At 58.2% G+C, this 22691-nt stretch carries 19 protein-coding genes and 1 tRNA gene; 9 read left to right on the top strand and 11 right to left on the bottom strand.

What is annotated here, in order from left to right:
- Positions 1-50 precede the first annotated feature (50 nt).
- The 4 genes from ACP86_RS14615 to ACP86_RS14600 all read left to right on the top strand — a co-directional run bounded on the left by ACP86_RS14615 (position 51) and on the right by ACP86_RS14600 (position 6295).
- Positions 51-1328, top strand: coding sequence for an O-acetylhomoserine aminocarboxypropyltransferase/cysteine synthase family protein (locus tag ACP86_RS14615; RefSeq protein WP_008176355.1), 1278 nt, complete (start codon positions 51-53; stop codon positions 1326-1328).
- Between the two features lie 129 nt (positions 1329-1457).
- The gene (lipA, locus tag ACP86_RS14610) at positions 1458-2510 is read left to right on the top strand and encodes a lipoyl synthase (protein ID WP_014576159.1); all 1053 of its coding nucleotides are present in this window, start codon (positions 1458-1460) and stop codon (positions 2508-2510) included.
- Between the two features lie 8 nt (positions 2511-2518).
- On the top strand, positions 2519-3739 hold the full coding sequence (locus tag ACP86_RS14605; protein ID WP_053114597.1) for a methyl-accepting chemotaxis protein: 1221 nt from the start codon (positions 2519-2521) through the stop codon (positions 3737-3739).
- 48 nt (positions 3740-3787) lie between these two features.
- Complete coding sequence (locus ACP86_RS14600; RefSeq protein WP_053114596.1) at positions 3788-6295, top strand: efflux RND transporter permease subunit; 2508 nt, start codon at positions 3788-3790, stop codon at positions 6293-6295.
- A 416-nt stretch (positions 6296-6711) separates the two neighbouring features.
- Here the strand turns inward: ACP86_RS14600 and ACP86_RS14595 are convergent, their stop codons facing one another.
- The gene (locus ACP86_RS14595; RefSeq protein WP_227499692.1) at positions 6712-7176 is read right to left on the bottom strand and encodes a Spy/CpxP family protein refolding chaperone; all 465 of its coding nucleotides are present in this window, start codon (positions 7174-7176) and stop codon (positions 6712-6714) included.
- A gap of 242 nt (positions 7177-7418) precedes the next feature.
- Between ACP86_RS14595 and ylqF the strand changes: the two genes are divergently transcribed.
- From ylqF to fnr, 3 genes are all read left to right on the top strand, one after another.
- The gene (gene ylqF, locus ACP86_RS14590) at positions 7419-8357 is read left to right on the top strand and encodes a ribosome biogenesis GTPase YlqF (protein WP_053114595.1); all 939 of its coding nucleotides are present in this window, start codon (positions 7419-7421) and stop codon (positions 8355-8357) included.
- Between the two features lie 136 nt (positions 8358-8493).
- Positions 8494-9702: a beta-ketoacyl-ACP synthase I gene (gene fabB, locus ACP86_RS14585; protein WP_041644978.1), complete on the top strand. Its 1209-nt coding sequence runs from the start codon at positions 8494-8496 to the stop codon at positions 9700-9702.
- Positions 9703-9841: 139 nt separating this feature from the next.
- A complete protein-coding gene (gene fnr / locus ACP86_RS14580; protein ID WP_014576153.1) occupies positions 9842-10591 on the top strand; it encodes a fumarate/nitrate reduction transcriptional regulator Fnr in 750 nt (249 codons plus the stop codon).
- A gap of 27 nt (positions 10592-10618) precedes the next feature.
- On the opposite strand, the gene ACP86_RS14575 is transcribed toward fnr, so the two are convergent.
- Complete coding sequence (locus tag ACP86_RS14575) at positions 10619-11497, bottom strand: SDR family oxidoreductase (RefSeq protein ID WP_008176370.1); 879 nt, start codon at positions 11495-11497, stop codon at positions 10619-10621.
- Between the two features lie 149 nt (positions 11498-11646).
- Here ACP86_RS14575 and ACP86_RS14570 point away from each other — a divergent pair, with 149 nt between their 5' ends.
- Complete coding sequence (locus tag ACP86_RS14570; RefSeq protein WP_053114594.1) at positions 11647-12003, top strand: hypothetical protein; 357 nt, start codon at positions 11647-11649, stop codon at positions 12001-12003.
- Positions 12004-12020: 17 nt separating this feature from the next.
- Here the strand turns inward: ACP86_RS14570 and alr are convergent, their stop codons facing one another.
- The 8 genes from alr to rnr form a co-directional block, all read right to left on the bottom strand.
- Positions 12021-13097, bottom strand: coding sequence for an alanine racemase (alr, locus tag ACP86_RS14565; RefSeq protein ID WP_053114593.1), 1077 nt, complete (start codon positions 13095-13097; stop codon positions 12021-12023).
- Entirely contained in the window at positions 13097-14503 is a 1407-nt protein-coding gene (gene dnaB / locus ACP86_RS14560) for a replicative DNA helicase (protein WP_041644976.1), read from the bottom strand. Before dnaB ends, alr begins: the two co-directional genes overlap by 1 nt.
- A gap of 231 nt (positions 14504-14734) precedes the next feature.
- Positions 14735-15181 (bottom strand): 50S ribosomal protein L9, encoded by a 447-nt coding sequence (gene rplI, locus ACP86_RS14555; protein WP_053114592.1) that lies wholly within the window; start codon positions 15179-15181, stop codon positions 14735-14737.
- Positions 15182-15201: 20 nt separating this feature from the next.
- Positions 15202-16068: a hypothetical protein gene (locus ACP86_RS14550; protein WP_008176381.1), complete on the bottom strand. Its 867-nt coding sequence runs from the start codon at positions 16066-16068 to the stop codon at positions 15202-15204.
- Positions 16069-16094: 26 nt separating this feature from the next.
- Complete coding sequence (gene rpsR / locus ACP86_RS14545; protein ID WP_007154918.1) at positions 16095-16325, bottom strand: 30S ribosomal protein S18; 231 nt, start codon at positions 16323-16325, stop codon at positions 16095-16097.
- A gap of 25 nt (positions 16326-16350) precedes the next feature.
- Positions 16351-16767, bottom strand: a complete 417-nt coding sequence (rpsF, locus tag ACP86_RS14540) for a 30S ribosomal protein S6 (protein WP_008176389.1) — start codon at positions 16765-16767, stop codon at positions 16351-16353.
- A 245-nt stretch (positions 16768-17012) separates the two neighbouring features.
- On the bottom strand, positions 17013-17750 hold the full coding sequence (gene rlmB, locus ACP86_RS14535) for a 23S rRNA (guanosine(2251)-2'-O)-methyltransferase RlmB (RefSeq protein WP_053114591.1): 738 nt from the start codon (positions 17748-17750) through the stop codon (positions 17013-17015).
- 15 nt (positions 17751-17765) lie between these two features.
- Positions 17766-20342 carry a ribonuclease R gene (gene rnr, locus ACP86_RS14530; RefSeq protein ID WP_053114590.1) on the bottom strand — a complete coding sequence of 859 codons (2577 nt, stop codon included), beginning with the start codon at positions 20340-20342 and terminating at the stop codon, positions 17766-17768.
- A 251-nt stretch (positions 20343-20593) separates the two neighbouring features.
- Between rnr and ACP86_RS14525 the strand changes: the two genes are divergently transcribed.
- Positions 20594-20680, top strand: a tRNA-Leu gene (locus ACP86_RS14525).
- A 127-nt stretch (positions 20681-20807) separates the two neighbouring features.
- Here the strand turns inward: ACP86_RS14525 and ACP86_RS14520 are convergent.
- Positions 20808-22691: a hypothetical protein gene (locus tag ACP86_RS14520; protein WP_053114589.1), complete on the bottom strand. Its 1884-nt coding sequence runs from the start codon at positions 22689-22691 to the stop codon at positions 20808-20810.

Genomic DNA, 22691 nt, shown 5'->3' with positions numbered 1-22691 from the left:
CTCACGGGCTGAAACCCATAAAGAACAACACACCAGCAAGGACCGTTGACATGAAACCGGAAACCCTAGCGCTGCACGCAGGCTTCAAAAGCGATCCCACTACCCGGGCCGCTACCACCCCGATCTACCAGACCACGTCCTACACCTTCGATGACACCCAGCACGGTGCCGATCTGTTTGACCTGAAGGTTCAGGGCAACATCTACACCCGTATCATGAACCCGACCAACGCGGTTCTCGAAGAGCGGATGGCAGAACTGGAAGGCGGTGTTGGCGCCCTGGCCGTGGCCTCTGGCATGGCGGCCATCACCTATGCGCTGCAGACCATCTGCAAGGTGGGTAACAACATCGTCAGCACCAGTCAGCTATACGGCGGCACCTACAACCTGTTCGCGCACTCGCTGCCGAACCAGGGCATTGAGTGCAAGATGGTTCGCCATGACGATTTCGATGCCGTGGAAAAGGCTATTGATGAGAACACACGCGCCCTGTTCTGCGAGTCCATCGGCAACCCGGCAGGCAACGTGGTCGATATCCAACGCTGGGCCGAAATTGCGCACAAACACGGCATCCCGCTGATGGTGGACAACACGGTTGCCACGCCGTTCCTGTGCCGCCCGATCGAGCACGGCGCCGATATCGTGATTCACTCGCTCACCAAGTACATCGGTGGCCACGGCACCACCGTCGCAGGCGTTGTCGTGGATTCCGGAAAGTTCGACTGGAAAGCCAGTGCTGACAAGTTCCCGATGCTGAACGAACCGGATCCGTCCTACCACGGCGTGGTCTACACAGACGCCCTGGGCCCTGCTGCCTTCATCGGCCGCTGCCGAGTGGTTCCGCTGCGCAACACCGGTGCCGCCCTTGCTCCGTTCAATGCGTTCCTGATCATGCAGGGTCTGGAAACCCTGGCGCTGCGCATGGAACGTCATTGCGAGAACGCCGAGAAAGTCGCGAACTTCCTCCAGGAGCACCCGTCTGTTGAATGGGTCAACTACGCGACCCTGGCCAACAGCCCGTACAAGGCGACCTGCGAGAAGATTTCCGGCGGGAAAGCGTCCGGCATCCTGAGCTTCGGCATCAAGGGTGGCCGGGAAGCCGGGGCAAAGTTCATCGATGCCCTGGAATTGATCCTGCGTCTGGTGAACATCGGTGACGCCAAGTCCCTGGCCTGCCACCCGGCGACCACCACCCACCGCCAGCTCAACCCGGAAGAGCTGAAGAGCGCCGGTGTGAGCGAGGATCTGGTGCGGCTGTCCATCGGTATCGAGCATGTCGACGACATCATTGCCGACATTACCCAGGCCCTGGACAAAGCCCAGGCCTGATAGCGGTCAACCGGGTACGACCAATGTCGTGCCCGGCACCCTCGTGATTGCCCCTATCTGTCTTGTAACTCCCCCGCCAGGCCATTACTCTTTAGTGTTCCCCATGCCCGAATCGAGAGTCCGGTTGCAATGAGCGAAAGCGCAAAAACCCGCATTACCAGTGGTTCCAAATTCCGCAATGAGCATGGCTTCTCGGCCATCAAGGATGGCGTCAAGCGGTCATCGAAGCAGGAAGCCACAACAGCGGAAAAGCGAGAGCCGAAGCCTAAATGGCTCCGGGCACGCATGCCCGGGGGCGAGCGCTATGAGGCGGTGCGCAAGAACGTCAGTGAGCACCGATTGAGCACCGTTTGCCAGGAATCTCATTGCCCCAATATCGGTGAGTGCTGGACCGCCGGCACGGCCACCATCATGGTGATGGGGTCTGTGTGTACCCGGGCCTGCAAATTCTGCGCGGTGGACACCGGCAACCCGAAAGGCTGGCTCGATCATGAAGAGCCAGAGAACACGGCCAAGTCCGTAGAGCTGATGGGCCTTCGTTATATCGTGCTTACCTCGGTAGACCGTGACGACCTGGACGACGGCGGCGCTGCACACTATGCCGCTTGCGTCTCTGCCATCAAACAGCGCACGCCGGAAGTCGCCGTTGAGGCTCTGACGCCGGATTTTGATGCGGTGATGGCGGACGTTGAGAAGGTAGTGGATTCCGGGCTGGATGTCTTTGCCCAGAACGTGGAAACCGTCAAGCGGCTGACCAGTCGGGTCCGTGATCCGCGCGCCGGGTATGAAAAAACCCTCCGGGTCCTGGAGCACGCCAAGAAGCACCGTCCGGACGTGCTCACCAAGACCAGCCTGATGCTGGGGCTGGGCGAAACCGAAGAGGAAATCCTGGAAACCATGGACGATCTGCGCGCTATCGGTGTGGATATCCTGACTCTGGGCCAGTACCTGCGCCCTACTCCGAATCACCTGCCGGTAGAACGCTACGTCACCCCCGAAGAGTTCAACCGTTACCGGGAAATCGGCCTGGAGAAGGGTTTCATGGAAGTGCCATCCGGCCCCATGGTCCGCTCCAGCTACCGGGCTGACAAAGTCTTCGATAAAAACAATCTGGGTCTCGCCGTGCCCGAGGTTCCCCAAGCCTCCAATGCCATGCAGATTCCGGTGAAGGCCATCGACTGAGAACATACATGCTGACACTGCTGCGAAATGCCCGGCTGAAGTACAAATTCTGGTTGCTGAACATTGTCGTTTTTGCAGTTCTCTGCTTGCTCGTTCTCTATGCCATGAACACGATTGCCGGGCAGACCGACCGGTCGTTCAACGAGGTCTTCGCTGATACGGCACCCGGATTCGCGCTGGTTGTGGCAATACTCATGGTGCTCGAGATGGCCGGGTCCCAGCTGCTGATCTCGTTTATCGAGCGCCACGTGAATCGCCTTAAAAACACCATGGTCGACGTTCAGGCTTCGGGCAATCTTAGCCAGCGAGCGGTGGTGGATTCCACCGACGAAATCGGCGAGATGGCCAGCGCCTTCAACGCCATGCAGGACCGCACCGTGGGCGTGGTCCGAAGCATGAAGGAAGCCATCGAACGGCTGCACCAGGAGGTCGAGGAGCTGACCGCGGCCGCCGAAGCCCGTCGGGATGACCTCGGTCGCCAACAACAGGGCGCCGACCGGTCCGCGGAAGTCATCGAAACCATGCTGCAGAGCTTCTCCGGCATCGCCGAACAGGCCGGGATTGCCAAGACTCTCTCCCACGAGGCGAGCGATGCCGCTCGCGACGGCAGCAGCCGTGTCGGACAGAGCGCCGACAGCATCCGCAAGCTTGCCGATGTGGTGCGCAATTCCGCCAGCAGCGTCGAAGCCCTGGCCGAAAACAGCCATGAAATCAGCCACGCCATCACCGAAATCCGGGGCATTGCCGAGCAGACCAATTTGCTGGCCCTGAACGCGGCCATCGAGGCGGCCCGAGCTGGCGAACAGGGCAGAGGGTTTGCCGTCGTGGCTGATGAAGTCCGTAAACTGGCCCAACGGGTCCAGGACTCCACCGATCAGATTCAGGGCACGATCGATCGGCTTCTAAGCGCCATCAACACCGCCGTAAATCAGATGACCGGAAGTTCCGAGGATGCCACCCGCTGCGTCGAGGAATCCGAGGAAGGCCGCCGGGCCCTGGAAGCCATCAACGAGGTGGTCAGCCGGATCGATCATACCAACCAGGAAATTGCCAACGTCTCGGCAGACCAGACCGCCGGCACCGACGATGTGCTGGCTAACGTTCAGGGCATTCGCGAGACCACCCAGAACATGGTGACCCAGCTTGCCGAGAGCGCGGATATGAGCCGTCGCCTGAAAAAGCTGATCGATTCCCTGGAAGAAGCCTCGTCAAAGGTCACGGTTCACTGAGGTTTATGGCACACTCTGCACTCGTTTGAACTGGCAGAGTAGTTGTTCATGAATCGTCTTCGCGCCCTGTATGACCGCCTGATTTTTCCGCATCCCGTTATTATCCTTGCGGGTTTTGGCCTCCTTCTAGCCATCGCCGCTATCAAATTCGGCGAATTCCGCCTGGATGCTTCCGCCGAATCCCTGGTACTGGAAAACGACCGTTCCCTCGAACAATACCGCCAGGTAAACCGTCGCTTTACCACCTCGGACGATTTCCTGATCGTCACCTATACCCCCGAAGGTGAACTGTTCTCCGAAGATGGGCTGGCCAGACTGGGCGCGTTGCGGGATGAACTGCAAGGCCTGGAAGCCGTGGGCTCCACCAACAGCATCCTGAACGTACCCCTGCTCCACAGCCCGGATCTGACGCTGGATACCGTGGACAGCGAGATCAAGACCCTGGACGACCACGATGTAACGCCGGACACAGCCCGCCAGGCGCTTCTGAACAATCCGCTCTACCCCAACCTGCTAATCAGCGAAGACGGGCGAACCACTGCCATACAGGTCAACCTGCCAACGCCGGATCGCTATTTTGAGCTGCTGAGAAAGCGCAACGATCTGAGAGACAAGGCCGATGCCGGCAAAGCCTCCGAGGCCGAGTTGGCCGAACTGGAACAGGTAAAACAGGATTTCATCGACTTTACCGAAACCCTCGGGGTCGAGCGCGATGCCACCATCCGCAAGGTTCGCTCCATTCTCGACAACTACCGAGACGGCGCCGACATTCACCTGGGCGGGGTCCCCATGATCGTTGCAGACATGATTCGTTTTATCGAAAACGACCTGTCGACCTTCGGGCTCGGCGTCCTTGCGTTTCTGCTGCTCACCCTGGCCATTATTTTCCGGCAGTGGCGCTGGGTTCTGGTGCCACTGTTGTGCTGCAGCTTCACCGTCTGGCTGATGGTCGGCTTCCTGGGCTGGGCCCAGTGGCCGGTGACGGTCATCTCCTCCAACTTTATTTCCCTGCTGCTGATCATGACCCTGTCGCTCACCATCCACCTGATCGTGCGCTACCGGGAATTCCAGCACGACGAGCCCGAGGCCAGCGCCAGAGACACCCTGCGCAACACCGTAATGGCGATGATCAAGCCCTGCTTCTATATGGCCATCACTACCATTGTCGCCTTCGGGTCCCTCACCTTCAGCGGCATTCGCCCGGTCATCGATTTCGGCTGGATGATGACCCTGGGCCTGACCGTGGCTTTTCTCATCACCTTTATTGTTTTCCCGGCCCTGCTCACCTTGTTGCCACCACCACTGGACAGCCGGGTTACCTCTGACAGGGTTCCCTTCACCGATGCCTTTGCGCGGTTCACGGAACACTTCGGCAAGATAGTGTTGGTCGGCTCCGGCCTGATTGCGGTGCTCTGCGTGGTCGGCCTGAACAAGCTGACGGTGGAAAACAGCTTTATCGACTATTTCAAATCGTCCACCGAAATCCATCAGGGCATGATCACCATCGACAACCGCCTGGGCGGTACCACGCCCCTGGACGTGGTTATCACCGACGATCCGCCACCGGAAGGCGTGAGTGGCGGCGACCCGTTTGCCAGTGACTGCGACCCGTTCGTAGAGGACTGCGGTGCCGGAGAGGAATATCGGGATACCTGGTACACCTACCAGAAAATGGAAGAACTGGAAGCGGTTCACAACTACCTGGACGGCCTACCGGAGACCGGCAAGGTGCTCTCGATCAACACCACGCTGGATATCCTCGCTCAAATCAACCAGGGCGAGCCCCTGGACGCCCTGGAACTGGCGTTTGTACCCGCTGCGGTTCCGGATGACCTACAGGATACCCTGCTGACACCCTACATCTCGGAGGAGCACGACCAGGCCCGATTCAGCATCCGGATCCTGGAAACCATGCCGGAACTGCGTCGACAGGAGCTCTTGAACCGCATCCATGAACATCTGACAACGGAATTGGGGTACTCGAAAGATCAGGTACTCTTTGCCGGCATGACGGTGATGTACAACAACATGCTGCAAAGCCTGTTCGATTCCCAGATCAAGACCATCGGGGTGGTTTTCGCCGCCATCATGGTGATGTTCCTGATCCTGTTCCGCTCCCTGAAACTGGCCCTGATCGGCATCGCCCCGAACCTCATCGCCGCCGGCTCAGTGCTCGGCCTGATGGGCTGGCTGGGCATTCCCTTGGATATGATGACCATCACCGTCGCCGCCATCACCGTGGGCATCGCCGTGGATGACACCATCCACTACATCCACCGGTTCAAAACCGAGTTCCGGAAAGACGGCGACTACATCGCCACCATGCACCGCTGCCACCGGAGCATCGGCCAGGCCATGTTCTTCACCTCGCTGACCATCATCTCCGGGTTCTCGATACTGGTGCTCTCCAACTTCATCCCGACCATCTACTTCGGGTTGTTTACGGGGTTTGCCATGTTCATGGCTCTGGTTGGGGCTCTTACCTTGCTTCCTCGGCTGATTGTTCTGGTTAAGCCCTTTGGCTTGGGTGGGGCTTCTTCGGGCTTGGGCTCCTAGCCTTCTGGTTTCGGGGGTGGCTCGGCGGGTGTGGGCCTTTGCCAGAACCGCTACGAGCACATCCATGTGCGCTTGACGTCGGCCATCCTTGGCCGCCGACATTCTGGCAAAGGCCTACACCTGCCAAGCTTCAGAAATAGGAGTTATAGGAAGACACTCGGCGCCCAATATCCCGGACAAGCAGTTAAGCAGTGAGCGATGACTGAATCGTTCGAAGAACAGGGGTGTGGTGCCCTCCCAAAAATGTCTGTGGCCAAGGATGGCCACAGCCAAGCGCACATGGATGTGCTCGTAGCGGTTTTTGGGAGGGCGCCACACCCCTGTTCCTCCCCCAAAACCAGCAGGCTAAGGACACAAAAAAAGGGCCACACCCAAGGATGCGGCCCTTCTCCAACAGTGTCAGAGGGAAAGCAGAATCACTGCATGCCCTGGCCTTGCCCCTGTTGCATCTGTTGTTGCATCTGACGACGCTGCTGCATTTGCTGTTGCATCTGCTGCATACGCTTGTCCAACTCGTCGCGCTGCTCCTGGGTAAACACGCTGTCGACCTTCGCCTGCATCAGAGTGGACAGAGCCGCGATCTCGCCGGTCACATCGCCCAGTTCTTTGGCCTGCTCGCGAATAGCGGCTTCATCAAAGTCTGATTTGATCTCACCTTGCATCTGCTGCTGCAGCGCACGGGCTTCCTGACGGAGTTCACCGATTTCGCCCTGCATCTCGTCGATGATGGCACGGATTTCAGTTTGCTGATCTTCGGTCAGCCCCACCATCTGTGCCAGTTGATCTACCTGATCCGGCTGGCCACCGGATTGCTGGGCCATGGCCGGGACCGACAGGCTGAGGGCTACCAGGGCAGTACCAAACAGTTTTACAAGCTTCATAAATGTCTCCGTTAACAGGGTGGCCACAATCTGAATACCACCGACATACATTGGTTTCATCGTTCAGGGACTACACCCTAAAACATACGGATACGGTTTTTCACCCCGATCAGCCCTCTTTTTGTACATACTTCTCAGTATCCCGCGCCAAAAGCCGCCACACACGGGGATTCAAACAAATGTGAAAGTTTGGTCATTCCCCTTCATAATGGCGCCGTTTAACCACATCCGGAGCAGACAAGATGGCCATTAACTGGTTTCCAGGGCATATGCACAAGGCCCGCAAGGAGATCAAAAAAGTCATGCCGCAGATGGATCTCATCATCGAAGTGGTTGACGCGCGTATTCCTTTCAGTAGCGAAAACCCGCTCGTGCCGGCCCTTCGTGGTGATACGCCACTGATCAAGGTATTGAACAAGCGCGACCTGGCGGATCCAGAAATTACCGAGCAATGGTTAGCCTGGCTCGAGAAAGAACGTGGGGTTCGCGCCATCACGCTTACCCACAACCAGCGCAATGAGGCACTGTCCATCCTCAAGCTGGCGGAAGAGATGACGCCCGGTCACGATCGCCAGAAGAGCGCATTGCGGGTGATGATCCTGGGCATTCCGAACGTCGGCAAGTCCACCCTGATCAACACACTGGCGGGACGACCTGCGGCCAAAACCGGGAACGAGCCGGCCGTGACCAGGGCCCAGCAGGCCATCAAGCTGCCTAATAACATTCTGCTCTACGACACCCCCGGCTTTCTCTGGCCTAAGCTGTCCCCCGAAGCCTGCGGTTACCGTCTGGCGGTTACCGGGGCGATTCGAAGCGCGGTTCTGGACTTTGAGGATGTGGCCATGTTCGAGGCCGAGTACCTGCTGGAAGCCTACCCGGACTTGGTCAGGACCCGCTACGGCTTCGCGGAACTACCGAAAGATGCCCTGGCGCTGATGGACGGCATTGCCGAGAAGCGAAGATTCTTCGGCCGCGGTGGCATCCCGGATCTGCACAAAGTGTCGGAGGTGTTGCTCAACGAATTCCGGGCCGGAACTCTGGGACGCATCTCGCTGGAAACCCCTGAGATGGTCGAGCGCGAAGCCCGGGAAGCCGAGGCAGCCGCGGCTGAGAAAGCCGCTCGCGAGGAGGCCAGCGGATCAAAGAAGGGGGCCAGAAAGGGTCGAAGCGGCAAGCGCTAAACACTCTATGGCGCCATATCCGGCCTTCTCCCCTTACCAAGGTCAAATATCGTATCCGGGCCAAAGCGCCTAGACTGTTAAATAACGTTATTGATCGCAAGGTCGGCCATTTCGGCCGGTCGGTAAGGAGGAACTTATGAGACGCGTCGTCGTCACCGGCATGGGCATTGTGTCCTGCCTCGGAAACTCACTGGACGAGGTCACCCAGAGCCTGAAGAATGGAAAATCAGGCATCCGCTTCAACGAAACCTATAAGGAAATGGGCTTCCGGAGCCAGATTGCAGGCTCGGTGGATGTGGACACATCCGTTATCGACCGCAAAATCCGCCGGTTCATGGGCCCATCCGCCATGTACAGTTTTCTGTCCATGGAGCAGGCCATCGCCCAGGCGGGGCTGACCGAAGACCTGATCTCCAACGACCGCACCGGCCTGATCGCCGGCTCCGGCGGCGCTTCCTGCTCAAGCCAGGTGGAAGCCACCGACATCATGCGCGAGAAAGGCGTGAAGCGCATCGGGCCCTATATGGTCCCACGCATCATGACCAGCACAGTGTCTGCCTGCCTGGCCACCGCCTACAAGATCCGAGGCGTGAACTACTCCATGTCTTCGGCCTGTGCCACCAGCGCCCACTGCATCGGCCACGCCATGGAGCAGATCCAGGCTGGCAAGCAGGACATCGTGTTCGCCGGCGGCGGTGAAGAAGAGGACTGGAGCCTGACCATGATGTTCGATGCCATGGGAGCGCTGTCCACCAAATACAACGATGCCCCTGAAACGGCTTCCCGCCCCTTCGATGCCGGCCGTGACGGTTTCGTGATTGCCGGCGGTGGCGGCATGATGGTGCTGGAAGAACTGGAACACGCGAAGAAACGCGGCGCCAACATTATTGCCGAGCTGACCGGCTACGGCGCCACCTCGGACGGCTATGACATGGTTGCGCCGTCGGGCGAAGGTGCCCAGCGCTGTATGAAGCAGGCGATGGCCACCATCCGGGGCAAGATTGACTACATCAATGCCCACGGCACCAGCACCCCGGTTGGCGACGTTGCCGAGATGGGCGCGGTGCGGGCCACTTTCGGTTCCGACATCCCGGCCATTTCCTCAACCAAATCACTCTCTGGTCATTCGCTCGGCGCTGCCGGTGTTCAGGAGGCCATCTACTCGCTGCTGATGCTGCAGAACGGGTTCATTGCCGGCACCAAGAACCTGAACAATCCGGACGAGAAAATCAGCGATATTCCTATTGTAGGCCCTGAAGGTCGGGAAGCCTCGCTGAACACCGTGATGTCCAACAGTTTCGGATTCGGCGGAACCAACGCGTCCCTGGTATTCGAGAAGCTCTGAAACCGCGATGCATAAGGGCCTGCGGGCCCTTATTTTTTAAAAATATATTCTAAGATCATCCAGCTTGATTATTGGCAAAGACGGCCATCCGTATTAAGGTACATAGTTGACATGGATCAAATCGGACGGATTATCACGTATGGCTCAAGCAATTCCGTTTCGTCAGGCATCTCCCCTCAAGGCGTCCTGCCACCAGTGCAGTCTGAGCAACCTGTGCCTGCCCCTGGCAATTGAAGAGAATGACCTCGACCGGCTGGAAGACATTGTCCAGCAGGGGCGGATCTTCAACCGTGGTGAACACATCTTCGACCAGAGCACGCCCTACCGCTCCTGTTTTGCGGTAAAAAGCGGCTCCATAAAGACGTCGATCATTACCGAGAATGGCGAGGAACAGGTGACGGGCTTTTTCATGCCCGGAGAGCTGGTGGGCCTGGACAGTATTGGAAGTGAACATTATGCGTGCACCGCCAAGGCTCTGGAACGAACCAGCGTGTGTGAGTTCCCGATGGAGAAACTGGAGGAGCTGACCGGCAAACTGCCCGAGTTGCAGCACCATATGTATCACCTGATGAGCCAGGAGATCCAGAACAGCCATCAACTGGCCATGCTGCTGAGCAAGAACACCGCTGAAGAGCGCATTGCTGCACTGCTCTTGTCGCTGTCCAGCCGATTCCAGCGCCGCCGTATGTCGCCGACCAACTTCAGTCTGCCCATGGCACGGAACGACATCGCAAACTTCCTGGGCCTCGCCGTCGAAACGGTAAGCCGGGTATTCACACGCTTTCAGAATCAGGGCATCATCAAGGCCCGGGGCCGGGAAGTCGAACTTCTGGATATCGAAGCCCTGCAAATGGTCAGCCGGGAATTCTCCCGCCAGTGCAATAACTGAGAAACTGCGTTTTGCCCGCCGTTGCCACTAGCCGGCGGGCTCACTCTCCACTTCCCTGCCGTTATTCTTTTTCAGCATCGTCAGCTCATCCACCAGGCCGGAGCGCCAGGGCATCTGCTTGATGCCGAAGGTATTGCGGATCTTGGTGCAGATCAGCGTGGTATTGACCGGCTCAAGATGGCCCCACTCGGGCACCTCGTCCACCACCCGGATCCCTTCGGGAATCCCAGGCAGTCCGGCAATCGCCAGGCCCAGCTCGTACAGATTGATTTCCTCGGCACCGGCGTACTGATAGGTGCCCCAGACCTCGGCCCCGCAATCAAGTTGCAGAACCACCGCCTCGATTACCCGGGCCAGATCACGGACCGATACGGGTTGCCCCCGGCATCGTCCGGGCAGTGACAGTATTTCACCGGCAGCCGTACTGGCCTGCACCTTCCGGATGAACCGTGCCAGGCTCCAGCCGGTCCGCAGGATAATATGCCGAGGCAACAGGGTCCGCAGGGCCTGCTCGCACTCCCATTGCCAGTTACCCAGCTCATTCACCGGCTGCCCCGGATTGGAAGTGATGTAACCGCTTTGCTTCCGGCCATCGAACACGTAGCAGGAGGACAGCTGGAGCAGCGCCATACCACGATCACGTGCAAACTCGGCCATGGCCACGGGTAGCGAGAATGCCGCCATATGGACGCCCTCAGGATCATTCTCGGCGACCTCCGGATCGGCCATCCAGAGTGCATTTACGATCAGGTCGGTATCTTCGGGAATCCAGTTCTCCAGTGCATCAAGATCGGCGTTGGAGGGATCGCTGACAAGCAAAGGGCTGACGTGCAGGTGCGTTGCCCGCAAGCGCTCCAGCAAAACCTTCCCCAAAGGGCCGTAATCGTGAACTACAAGTACATGCACGAGGATTCAATGCCTCCCGATATCACTGATGTGACGTTATTTCGGAACCGGTCTGGCCAATGGCTTCTGGATTCCGGCGCCTAAACTAATGCAGTCTGAATTTAATGCTTTGCTATTTCTTTCAAGAGCATACAACAACAGGAACTGTCATGCTGAAACAACAGAGCCACATTGTGGCGCCGATCCCTGATGAGTTGCGAACCCGGGCCCTGTATACCGTCGGCGAACTGCGCGAACGCGGCAAGGCCGACAAGGAAGCCATCGACAAACTCTTCAACCTGATCGTGGACATGACCGAAGAAGGTCTGGACTTCTTTTTCCTGGAGCCGCTTCGCCGCCTGCATGCCAGCAGCATGATGATGGGCATGGCCAAAATGGGCATCAGCAGCATGCTCAAGGGCAGCAAGATGGTCGTGCACAAGGTGCTCAAAAAGCTGGACGACCGCAGCCTCGCTGCCATTCTCGACTTTATCGAGGAAATCATTCACGAACCGGAACCGGGCTGAAAAAGCGCGCCACAACGCTACCGGTATTGCCGCGGTACCCGCCCGGTGATGCCGGTCATCAACTCGTAGGAGATAGTGCCGGCACAGGCGGCGACCTCATCGACCCCCACGGTGCGACCCCAGAGTTCAACGCTGTCACCCTCCTTCGCATCGGGTGCATTGGTGAGGTCCACCGCCAGCATGTCCATGGATACCCGGCCAATCAGCCGGATCCGCTGGCCGTTGATCGCCGCAGGCGTATTGGTGCCGGCATGCCGGGGGTAGCCATCACCGTAACCGATCGCGACCATGCCCATCCGGGTGTCCCGATCGGCAACCCAGCTGGCCCCATAGCCAACAGACTCGCCCGCCGGCACCAAGCGGGTGCTGATCAAGGGGGCCTCAAGCGACATTACCGGCTCCAGGCCAAGCTCGGGACCGGTCGTGCCCACCATTGGTGAGCCGCCATACAACATGATTCCGGGGCGGCTCCAGTCAAACATCGGCTGGCCCGGTCGAAAATGGGCGGCCGAATTGGCAACGCTCTTCATTAAATCCGGGAACGAAGACGTGGCCTTTTCGAACACCGCAGTCTGCTGCGCCGTCATTCCGCTGTCTGGATCGTCGGCGCACGCAAAATGCGTGACGAACCCCAGGAGTTCTGTATCAGCGCTCATGGCCTGTAACCGGCTCATCACCCCGGCCAGTTCGTCCGGATGAAAGCCGAGACGATTCATACCGCTGTTCACTTTCAGCCAGAAAGCGGGCCAATTCTCCAGGCCCTCCAGCCACGCCAGTTGCTGGAAACTGTGGAACACCGGCTCAAAGCCACTCCGGGCGCATTCATCGATATCCGCTTCAGCATGGACCCCCTGCAGCAGGACGACCGGCTGTATCAGACCTGTTTCCCGAATAGCACGCGCTTCTTCCAGGCAAGCCACTGCGTATTTTGGCGCCAGGCTATCCAGCGCCGAAGCCACCGGCCCGATACCGTGGCCATAGCCATCAGCTTTCACCACGGCCATCACCCTGGCCCCGCCTGCCCGCCGCTGGGCAGTCTGGAAGTTCCGGCGCAAGGCGTCCAGATCAATCCTGGCAATCGTACTGCGGGGCATCAATACTCCCCGCCGTAGTCGCTGTAATCGCCGTGGGCCAGATCTTCAAATTTCGTGTACTTGCCGATAAACGCAAGTCGGATAGTGCCGATGGGGCCGTTCCGCTGCTTACCAATAATGATCTCGGCAATGCCCTTGTCCGGGGTGTCCTCGTTGTAGACTTCATCCCGGTACACAAACATGATGACGTCGGCGTCCTGCTCGATGGCGCCGGATTCCCGCAAATCCGAGTTCACCGGGCGCTTGTTGGGCCGCTGCTCAAGACTCCGGTTAAGCTGGGACAGGGCCACCACCGGGCAACTCAACTCTTTGGCGATACCCTTCAGTGACCGGGAAATTTCCGAGATCTCAGCGGTCCGACCCTCGGTGTTGCCGGGCACCCGCATAAGCTGCAGGTAGTCGACCATGATCAGGCCAATCTTGCCGTCGTTTTCCCGGGCAATGCGGCGCGCCCGGGAACGCATCTCGGTGGGGCTCAGGCCCGGCGTATCGTCGATATAAAGCGGCTTGTCTTTCAGAAGGCTCACCGCCGACGTCAGCCGGGGCCAGTCGTCTTCTTCAAGCTTGCCGCCGCGAACCTTGGTCTGGTCAATGCGACCGAGCGACGAGAGCATACGCATGGCAAGGGCATCCGCCGGCATCTCCATACTGAACACCAGAACCGGCGTGCCGGTGCTGATCAGGGCATTCTCGACAATATTCATCGCAAAGGTCGTCTTACCCATGGAGGGGCGACCCGCCACGATGATCAGGTCCGAGGGCTGCATGCCCGAGGTCTGCTCATCCAGATCCTTGAAGCCGGTGGTCAGGCCAGTGGTCTGCTCACCCGACTCAAACAGTTCCTCAATCCGGCTCAGAGTCTTGGCCAGAATGGGGTTGATGGCCTGCGGCCCGGAACCCTCCTTGACCCGCGCTTCGGCAATCTGGAAAACGCTGCGCTCAGCCTCATCCAGAATCTCATTGCTGTTTCGCCCGAGTGGATTAAAGGCCGAATCAGAAATCTTGCCGGACACCTCCACCAGTTGGCGCAGAATGGAGCGTTCCCGAACGATATCGGCGTAGGCACGAATGTTTGCGGCGCCCGGGGTTTTCTCGGCCAGCTCGGCCAGATAGGACAAACCACCGGCATCTTCGATATCACCGGCCCGCTCGAGGAATTCCGCAAGGGTTACCACATCCAGCGGCTCACTCTCACTGGCAAGGCGCTCCACAGCGCCAAAGATCAGCCGGTGGTCCTGTCGGTAAAAATCGGCGGCCGAAATCACTTCGGAGATCTCGTCAAACCGGCGATTGTCCAGCATCAGGCCGCCCAGGACTGCCTGCTCTGCTTCGACAGAATGAGGGGGAACCTTGATCCGGCTGGTTTCGAGATCGGTACTCGCGGGCTTCAGATTGGGCTTGGCCATGAACACATCTTCAGTTGCACATCATAACCACGACAGTTTAAGCGACCTGCCGAAGCAATGGGAGGGGGTTACAGGGTCTTAACAGCATACCAGAAAGCAACAGGCCCGAAAGCCGCGAGATGCGGTTCGGGCCTGTCAGGTTGGCCGGCACCAGCCTCTAAAGAGGCAGTGGGGCCACCAGCGTATTACCAGAGCCGGGGCAACCCCAGCACCGTTTCCAGAGAAAACGGCTTACTCGGCAACAACCGCCAGCTTGACGTTAACTTCAACGTCGGAGTGCAGCTGAAGCTCGATCTCGTACTCGCCAGTCACCCGGATCGGGCCTTCCGGCAGACGAACTTCGCTCTTCTCTACTTCGGTACCACCGGCAGTGATCGCGTCAGCGATGTCGCGCACACCGATAGAACCGAACAGCTTGCCTTCTTCACCAGCCTTGGAGCTGATGGTGAAAGCGGCACCCTCGAGGGCCTCGGCGCGGGCCTGGGCAGCAGACAGCTTCTCAGCAGCTGCTTTCTCAAGCTCGGCACGACGCTCTTCGAACGCCTTCAGGTTTGCTTCGGTGGCAGGTACAGCCTTGCCATAAGGAAGCAGGAAATTACGACCGTAACCGGCCTTAACCTTTACCTTGTCACCCAGGGAGCCAAGGTTTGCAACTTTCTCGAGCAGAATAACTTCCATCTCGTTAACCTCTTCGTGCTTTATTCAGCCGGCCCGGCAGGGCTTATACGCCTCCGGATATCCAGCCAGCTATCCACAAAAGCCAGAACCACTAACAGAATCATCAGGCTTGGGCCCAAAAGGATCAGCGCTACATAAAACATCGCCAACCAGTTCCCACTGAGCTTTTTCAAACCAACAACGCCGTGCACCAGTGCCAGGCTGGCCAGGAACAGCGGTGTTCCCGCAGCCCAGGCAAGCAACATGGAATTCAGCCCGAGGATCGGACCAACCACCATGGTCACTGCACACAACACCGCAATCGGCGCCGACAGCCGCAGGCTATGGAATTCCTTGCGGAACCCACCGGGGTTATAAAGCCCCGCCTGCCAGGACCGCGCCAGCATGGTCATGCCCACACCCGTTGCCAGGTAGGTGCCGGCCATACTCGCGTTCATCGTGTCCCGGATAACCCTGTCGAGGTCATCGCCGAGACTCTGCGCGATTTCGGCATTGTACTGTTGGTAAAAGCTCACCCCGGCCTGGACCAGATCATCCAGCAAGCCCGGGTAGACCACAGGCAACATCAGGCCTGTGACGATTGCGAGAAAACTTCCCGCAAGCAGGGCCTTTTCCCAGGACTGCGTGGTTCTGATCAGCGACGCCATGAGCATCACCTGGAGCAATACAGCCAGAGCGGTCGGGTCCTGCCCGAAAATGCTCCAGCCAAGCGCCGGAAGTAATGCCCAGAGCCCGATATTGAGCCCCTGGCTGATGCCAAGCCTGAGAATAACCAGGCCGACAACGGCTGCGCCAATCCAGAACAACAAGGGCACTGCAGTCGTGACTGCTGCTACCCCGCCGGCCTGGAAGGGACCGCGCATTACATACTGTGCAAGTGCACGCATGGTCCCAAGTCCTGTGTTTCTGTTACTTAGTTATCGTGGCTGTCCGAGTACGGCAGCAGTGCCAGGTAGCGGGCACGCTTGATAGCGGTAGCCAGCTGACGCTGATAACGTGCTTTGGTGCCGGTGATGCGGCTGGGCACGATTTTGCCGGTTTCAGTGATGTAGCCTTTCAGGGTGTCCAGATCTTTGTAATCGATCTCCTTAACACCCTCTGCCGTGAAGCGGCAGAACTTACGACGTCTGAAAAAACGAGCCATAACTTAACTCCTCAACTCCGGTTAATTACTCTTCTTCGTCCTGGGTTTCAGCACGCTGACGTGGCTCGTCAGATTCGGCTGAACGACGCGGGCGATCATCGCCGCCACGACGGTCTTCACGGGACTCGGAAGCTTTCATCGGGGACAGGTCTGTATCCGCACCATCACGGCGCAGGATCATGTCGCGGATGATTGCATCGTTGAAACGGAAGTTGTGAGTCAGCTCGTCCATCGCGGCCTGTGAACATTCAACGTTCATCAGTACGTAGTGAGCCTTGTGAATCTTGTTGATCGGGTATGCCAGGTGACGACGGCCCCAATCTTCCAGGCGATGTACCTTGCCGCCATCTTCAGTGATGACGCCGGTATAACGCTCGATCATCGCGGGCACCTGCTCGCTCTGATCCGGATGTACCATAAAAACGATTTCGTAGTGACGCATGAGTTCTCCCTACGGTTTAAACAGCTTCCTTTTTACCGGCACGGCGTTGAACCCGCGACCGACAAACATGAAAGCAAGGAGTTGACAGCTGCTGCTGCCGGTTTCTTTTTGCTTTATCAATAAGGCTTTACAAGAAAGGCTTGATCAAAAGCTTGGCCCGGCATTGCCTGCAATCAGGCAATACAAAACCACCCCTTAAAAAAGGGGTCACGTATTCTAGGCGGGGAAGGCCCTGTGTGCAAGGGTTAACCAAGCCGCTGGCGCAGCGCTTCGTATAGGCAAACACCCGTAGCCACAGAGACGTTGAGGCTGTCTACGTGGCCGAGCATGGGGATATTGATCAGCTGATCGCAGTGCTCGCGGGTGAGCCGGCGCATACCCTTGCCTTCGGCGCCCATCACCAGCGCTACCGGCCCTTTGAAATCGGCTTGGTAAAGGGTGGCGTCCGCCTCACCGGCGGTGCCAATCAGCCAGACACCCTGATCCTGCAAACTGCGCAGAAAACGGGCAAGGTTGGTGACTCGCACAAAGGGCACCGTTTCGGCAGCCCCACAGGCGACTTTTCGGGCAACCGGCGTCAGTGACGCAGACTTGTCCTTGGGCACGATAACCGCCTGAACACCAACCGCATCGGCGGTGCGCATGCAGGCACCAAGATTGTGAGGATCGGTTACGCCATCAAGTACCAGCAGGAACGGCGGTTTGTCACTGGCGGCCAACTGGGCCAGCAGATCATCTTCGGTCCATTCCCGGCTTTCACTGACAGCCGCCACAACACCCTGATGGACACCGGACACCCGCTCATCAAGCTCCTTCCGGTGCACAACCTTCCATTTCACCCCAAGGCTGTCCAGGGTATCGGTAATGCTCTTGACCCGTTTATCCTGCCGGCCGGTCTGGATCCAGACCTGCTGAAGACGCTCAGGCTCGCGCTTGAGGACAGCCTCAACCGCGTGCCAGCCAAACACAAACTCTCCGGACACTGGTTCTGATTCCTGTTACTTGCCTGATTTTCGCGGCTTGGCTTTCTTGTCGTCTTTGCCAGCGCCACTGCCCTTCTTGCCTTTTTTCAGGGCAAGTTTCGCAGCCTTTGCAACCAGCTCATCTCTGGCAGATGGCGTTTCGTTATCATCGAAGGCCTCAGGCCCCTTTTTCTTCGATGACGCCGACGCCGGGCGCTTTCTCGGGCGCTTCAGGCCAGGCTCGCCGGGTGACGCACTCTTCTGGCCAGGCTTGGTTCTGCCGGGCGGCTTGCCACCTTTGCCGGGGCCGCGCTTGCCCTTTCCTCGCTCGCCTTTATCTGGAACCTTGAGCGCGTCGCGATCTGCCTGTCGATGCACGGGCTCGCTGATCAGCTCCAGGTCGATCTTGCGATCTTCCATCCCAACCCGAACGACCTTCACACGAACCTCATCACCAAGCCGGAAGCTCATTGCCGTGCGCTCACCGATGAGGCGATGCTTGGCTGAATCGTGATGGAAGAAGTCACCGCTGAGCGTCGACACGTGCACCAGCCCCTCTATGTAGACGCCAGAAAGCTCCACAAAGAAACCGAAGGGCACAACGGACGCAATGACACCGTCGTACTCCTCACCGACATGATCACTGAGGTACTCACACTTCAGCCAGGCCATGACGTCACGGGTGGCATCATCGGCACGGCGCTCTGCCATCGAGGTGTGCTCACCCAACTGCTCCATCCGGGCCATATCGTAAGGATATTCGGCAAGCTCGGGATCCGGCTTCGGTGGCGGAACCACATCCTTGGAAGGCTGCCCGCCGTGAATAACCGACTTGATGGCCCGATGATTAATGAGGTCCGGATAACGCCGGATCGGCGACGTAAAGTGGGCGTAACCCGCGTAGCCAAGGCCAAAATGGCCACCCTCTTCCGGACTGTAGACGGCCTGGCTGAGCGAACGCAGCATAACCGTCTGTATCACATTGGCATCCGAGCGGTCCTTGATACTGTTCAGCAGCTCCTGATAGTCCGCAGACGTGGGGCTATCGCCACCACCCAATTGCAGACCCAGCTCACCCAGGAACAGCCGCACTGCATTAAGTCGCTCTTCTGACGGGCCATCATGGACCCGGTAGAGTGCCGGCAGTTTGTGTTTTTTCAGGAATCGCGCTGTGGCAACGTTCGCACACAGCATGCATTCCTCGATGATCTTGTGGGCGTCGTTGCGCTGCACCGGAACGATCTCTTCTATCTTCCGGTCGGCGTCAAACACAATCTTGGTTTCGGTGGTTTCGAAGTCAATTGCACCACGCTCGGTACGGGCCTTGCGCAACAACTGGTAGAGGCCATAAAGATTGTGCAACTGCGGGAGCACGTTGGCGTATTGCTCACACAGCTTGTAGCCCTGTTCGGTGTCCGGGTGCTCCAGCATGGTGCTTACCTTGTTATAGGTAAGCCGAGCATGACTGAACATGACCGCTTGATAAAAACTGTAGCTGCTGATATTGCCAGCGGCGCTGATGGTCATATCGGCCACCATGCAGAGGCGGTCGACCCCCGGGTTCAGCGAACACAGGCCGTTGGACAGCTTTTCCGGCAGCATTGGCACAACGTGATCCGGGAAATAAACCGAGGTACTGCGGTTTACCGCCTCTTCGTCCAGTGGTGTACCCGGACGGACGTAGTGGGAAACATCGGCAATCGCGACCAGCAGACGATAGCCACCACGGGGCCTTGGCTCGCAATACACGGCATCATCAAAATCCCGTGCCGTCTCGTCGTCGATCGTTACCAGCCTGAGATTGCGGATATCCTTCCGGTTGACCTTGTCTTTTTCTGTGACTTCTTCCGGAATTGCGGCTGTTTGCTCACCCACGGCGGGTGGCCAGCTATGGGGAATGTCGTAGGAACGAATGGCAACGTCAATCTCCATTCCCGGCGCCATATGCTCTCCCAGCACCTCAACAACCTTGCCCAATGGCTGGGTGCGTACGGTAGGCTGACGAACAATATCCACCACCACGTACTGGCCATGACGGGCGTTGCCGCAATTTTCCTGGGGAATGAGCACCTCATGGTTGATCCGCGCATTTTCCGGAACCACGAAGCTGATACCGCTCTCCTGGAAAAAACGCCCTACTGTCTGGCTGGTCCGGTATTCAAGAACCTCGACAATCACACCCTCACGTCGACCGCGGTCATCCACCCGATCTACCCGGGCAGCCACCCGGTCACCGTGAAACACCTGACGCATCTGGCGGGCTGTAAGGAACAGGTCGGAACCGCCATCGTCCGGCACCAGAAACCCGAAGCCATCCTTGTGTCCGATCACGCGACCGGTAACCAGATCCGCTTCTTCAATGGGCAGGTAGGCGCCACGGCGATTGCAGATCAGTTGTCCATCCCGGCACATGGCGATCAAACGCCGCCGAAGGGCTTCAATACCCTCTTCCGAAGACTGACCAAGCTCGGAACACAATGTTTCATGTGTTGCGGGAGCCCCGCGATCCTTGAGATGCGAGAGGATAAATTCCCGGCTTTGAATAGGATTATCGTATTTTTGGGCCTCACGGCTGGCGTGAGGATCCCGGTCGTTTTTCTTCCTGGAAACCATTCGGATCCTTGTCCTGAGGCTGCACCAACGCGGCACAGTATAGATTCGTTTGCAACGAGTATAACGTTGGGATGGAGGTCCTGCCTATCAACCTGCCCGGAATAGGCATAAATACCTGCCATTCTTTTTGCGAAAAAATGTTTGACAGCCCAGGCCGGAATTATTAAAGTACGCGCCATCGGTTGAGGCACACACCTCAACGTTGGCAGAAACGTTTAGTTTTCAACAAGCTAAGGTTCTGCAAATCACCTGCCGAGGTGGTGAAATTGGTAGACACGCTAGCTTCAGGTGCTAGTGGGGGCAACCCCGTGGAGGTTCAAGTCCTCTCCTCGGCACCATTTCCTCCCTCAGGAAGTGGTTAATTGGCCAACCGGCCACATGTTGACTTCCTTTGAAGCACAGCCAACTCCTGTAATCCCTTGCACGCGCTCCCTGCAGCCAGAAAAGAATCCGGCTCAATAGTACCTATTCCAGCAGTTCAACCAGATACCCAGACAAACGCTGGTAGCTATACTCCACCCGCGCATACGCGGAGCTGGGAATGCCCTCGAACTCGCGGCCACAGTCACCGCCCGCACTGTATCGTGTCAGGTAGGCATCACGAATAAGATTCGGTTGTTCAGCAACGAAGCCCGGCCCGCCTGCTGTCGGGTAATTCATCACCCACTCGAAACTGCCATCCCCGGTTACCCTGTCTAGCCCAAGACGATCGGGATCAAGGAATCCGTATCGCAGCAGTCGAAGATCCGGTTGCTCCGGGCCGGAAAACTCCCTGCGGTCGAATTCCAGGACGGTATCGGTAAAACCCTCGGGCTGAGGGTCGTAGCCCGAAAACTGGTAAGACTGAACGCCAGTGACAACCTGATTCGCGCCCACGGCATCCTCTTGCGGGGTACAGTTACTGATGCCGACCGCAAACGTCACGGCCTCCACCTCACTGCCCTGCTCTGAAAGCCGATAACCCGGAAATACAGAAGACGAATTCGCCATGTCCGGAACCAGCGTGCGGGTCTTGCCGGCGCCATACTCTGCAACCAGCTCGGCCAGCTCACCACTGTCCTTTGTCCAGCTGTATGTTACCTCGGGGTTACCGCCGAGTTCAGTCGAGCCTGCTGAAATCCCGCGATACTGATGGCAGGTGGTACTGGTTTCGAAATAGGCACGGCGGTTGTCCCAGTCGAAAATCAGACGCTCATCCGTTCCGTCTTCATCGAAATTCAAGCGGCTCTGCTCCGACAGTGCGGCAGAGGGTAGCCACTGGGTGTGCAGGTTCGCCATATAACCATTTACACCAATCAGGCGCGCCAACTCCGGCATGGACGGTGACAGACAGCCATTCGCCGAGACGGATAGCAGACGCCCGCTCTCACTGTAATCGAAGGCCAGCTCGGCGGAGATCTGCAGGCCCGAACGATTGGCAGGCAGGGTGTCCTGGTTGGAAGGCTCGGCGTATACCTTCTGGCCGGTGAGCAGCACGGGATCGCTCAATTCCACATCCACTTCGGGCAGGGCCAGGGCGTCGGCATCGACATTGGCAAAGTCACCCTGAGCAGCAGTATCGACCACCGCAATAACGTCCGCGGCATTCTGAATCAGAGAGACGCCCAGCAGAAACGCCGCTTCCCTGCTCAGGAATCGCTCCGTGCCGTCACTGTTCTCTGCTGCCAGCAGGTCGTTGTAGGCCTCGGGGATCTGACTGGCCATGAATCTTGCCAATGCCCTGGCGTAGGCGTGTGAGCGGTCGTCCTGGGCGAGAATGTAATCCCGCACCAGATTCAGGTCCGCCAGGCTGGCAGCAACGCCAGATGGCGTTTCCAGGAACGAACCCAGCCCGACAACACCCCGATAACGGGCCAGTGTTGTCATTGGCGTGATATTGCGGACACCGGGAGGCGCCGACATCAGATAGGCGTTGGCCACCGGCACCTCGCCGTTGTGTGTTTCCTCAAGGGTTTTACCCGGCAGGGCGACTGCATGTAATGGATAGTCCCTGGGATCCAGGTCCGGGCCCACGGAAGGGGGTAGAACCAACTCCGAGATGTCGATTGTGAAACGGCCACCGGTACCGCTCATTGCCGTGGGCTCACCCGAGGCAAGGGTGACTTCTGCCCCGTTATCCAGTTCGATGACCAGGGGCCCCGGCGTAAACTGGCTGTCGCCATCCATATCCAGCCAGACCCGGGCGTTGTTCAGGTATCCGTCGATAACCTTGCCGGTATAGGGCGCCGGCTCACTGTACTCCACACCATCAAAATCCCGCCCGTCCACGGGCAGTTCATCGGATTCCTCGCCGCAACCGGCCAGAGCGAGGTAGAGAACAGACACAGAGAAACCTATCAGGCGTTTCAT

The sequence above is a fragment of the Marinobacter sp. CP1 genome (assembly GCF_001266795.1).
Taxonomy (GTDB): Bacteria; Pseudomonadota; Gammaproteobacteria; order Pseudomonadales; family Oleiphilaceae; genus Marinobacter; species Marinobacter flavimaris.
The sequence above is the reverse complement of the archived record's forward strand: the minus strand, read 5'-3'. Positions and strand labels throughout refer to the sequence as shown.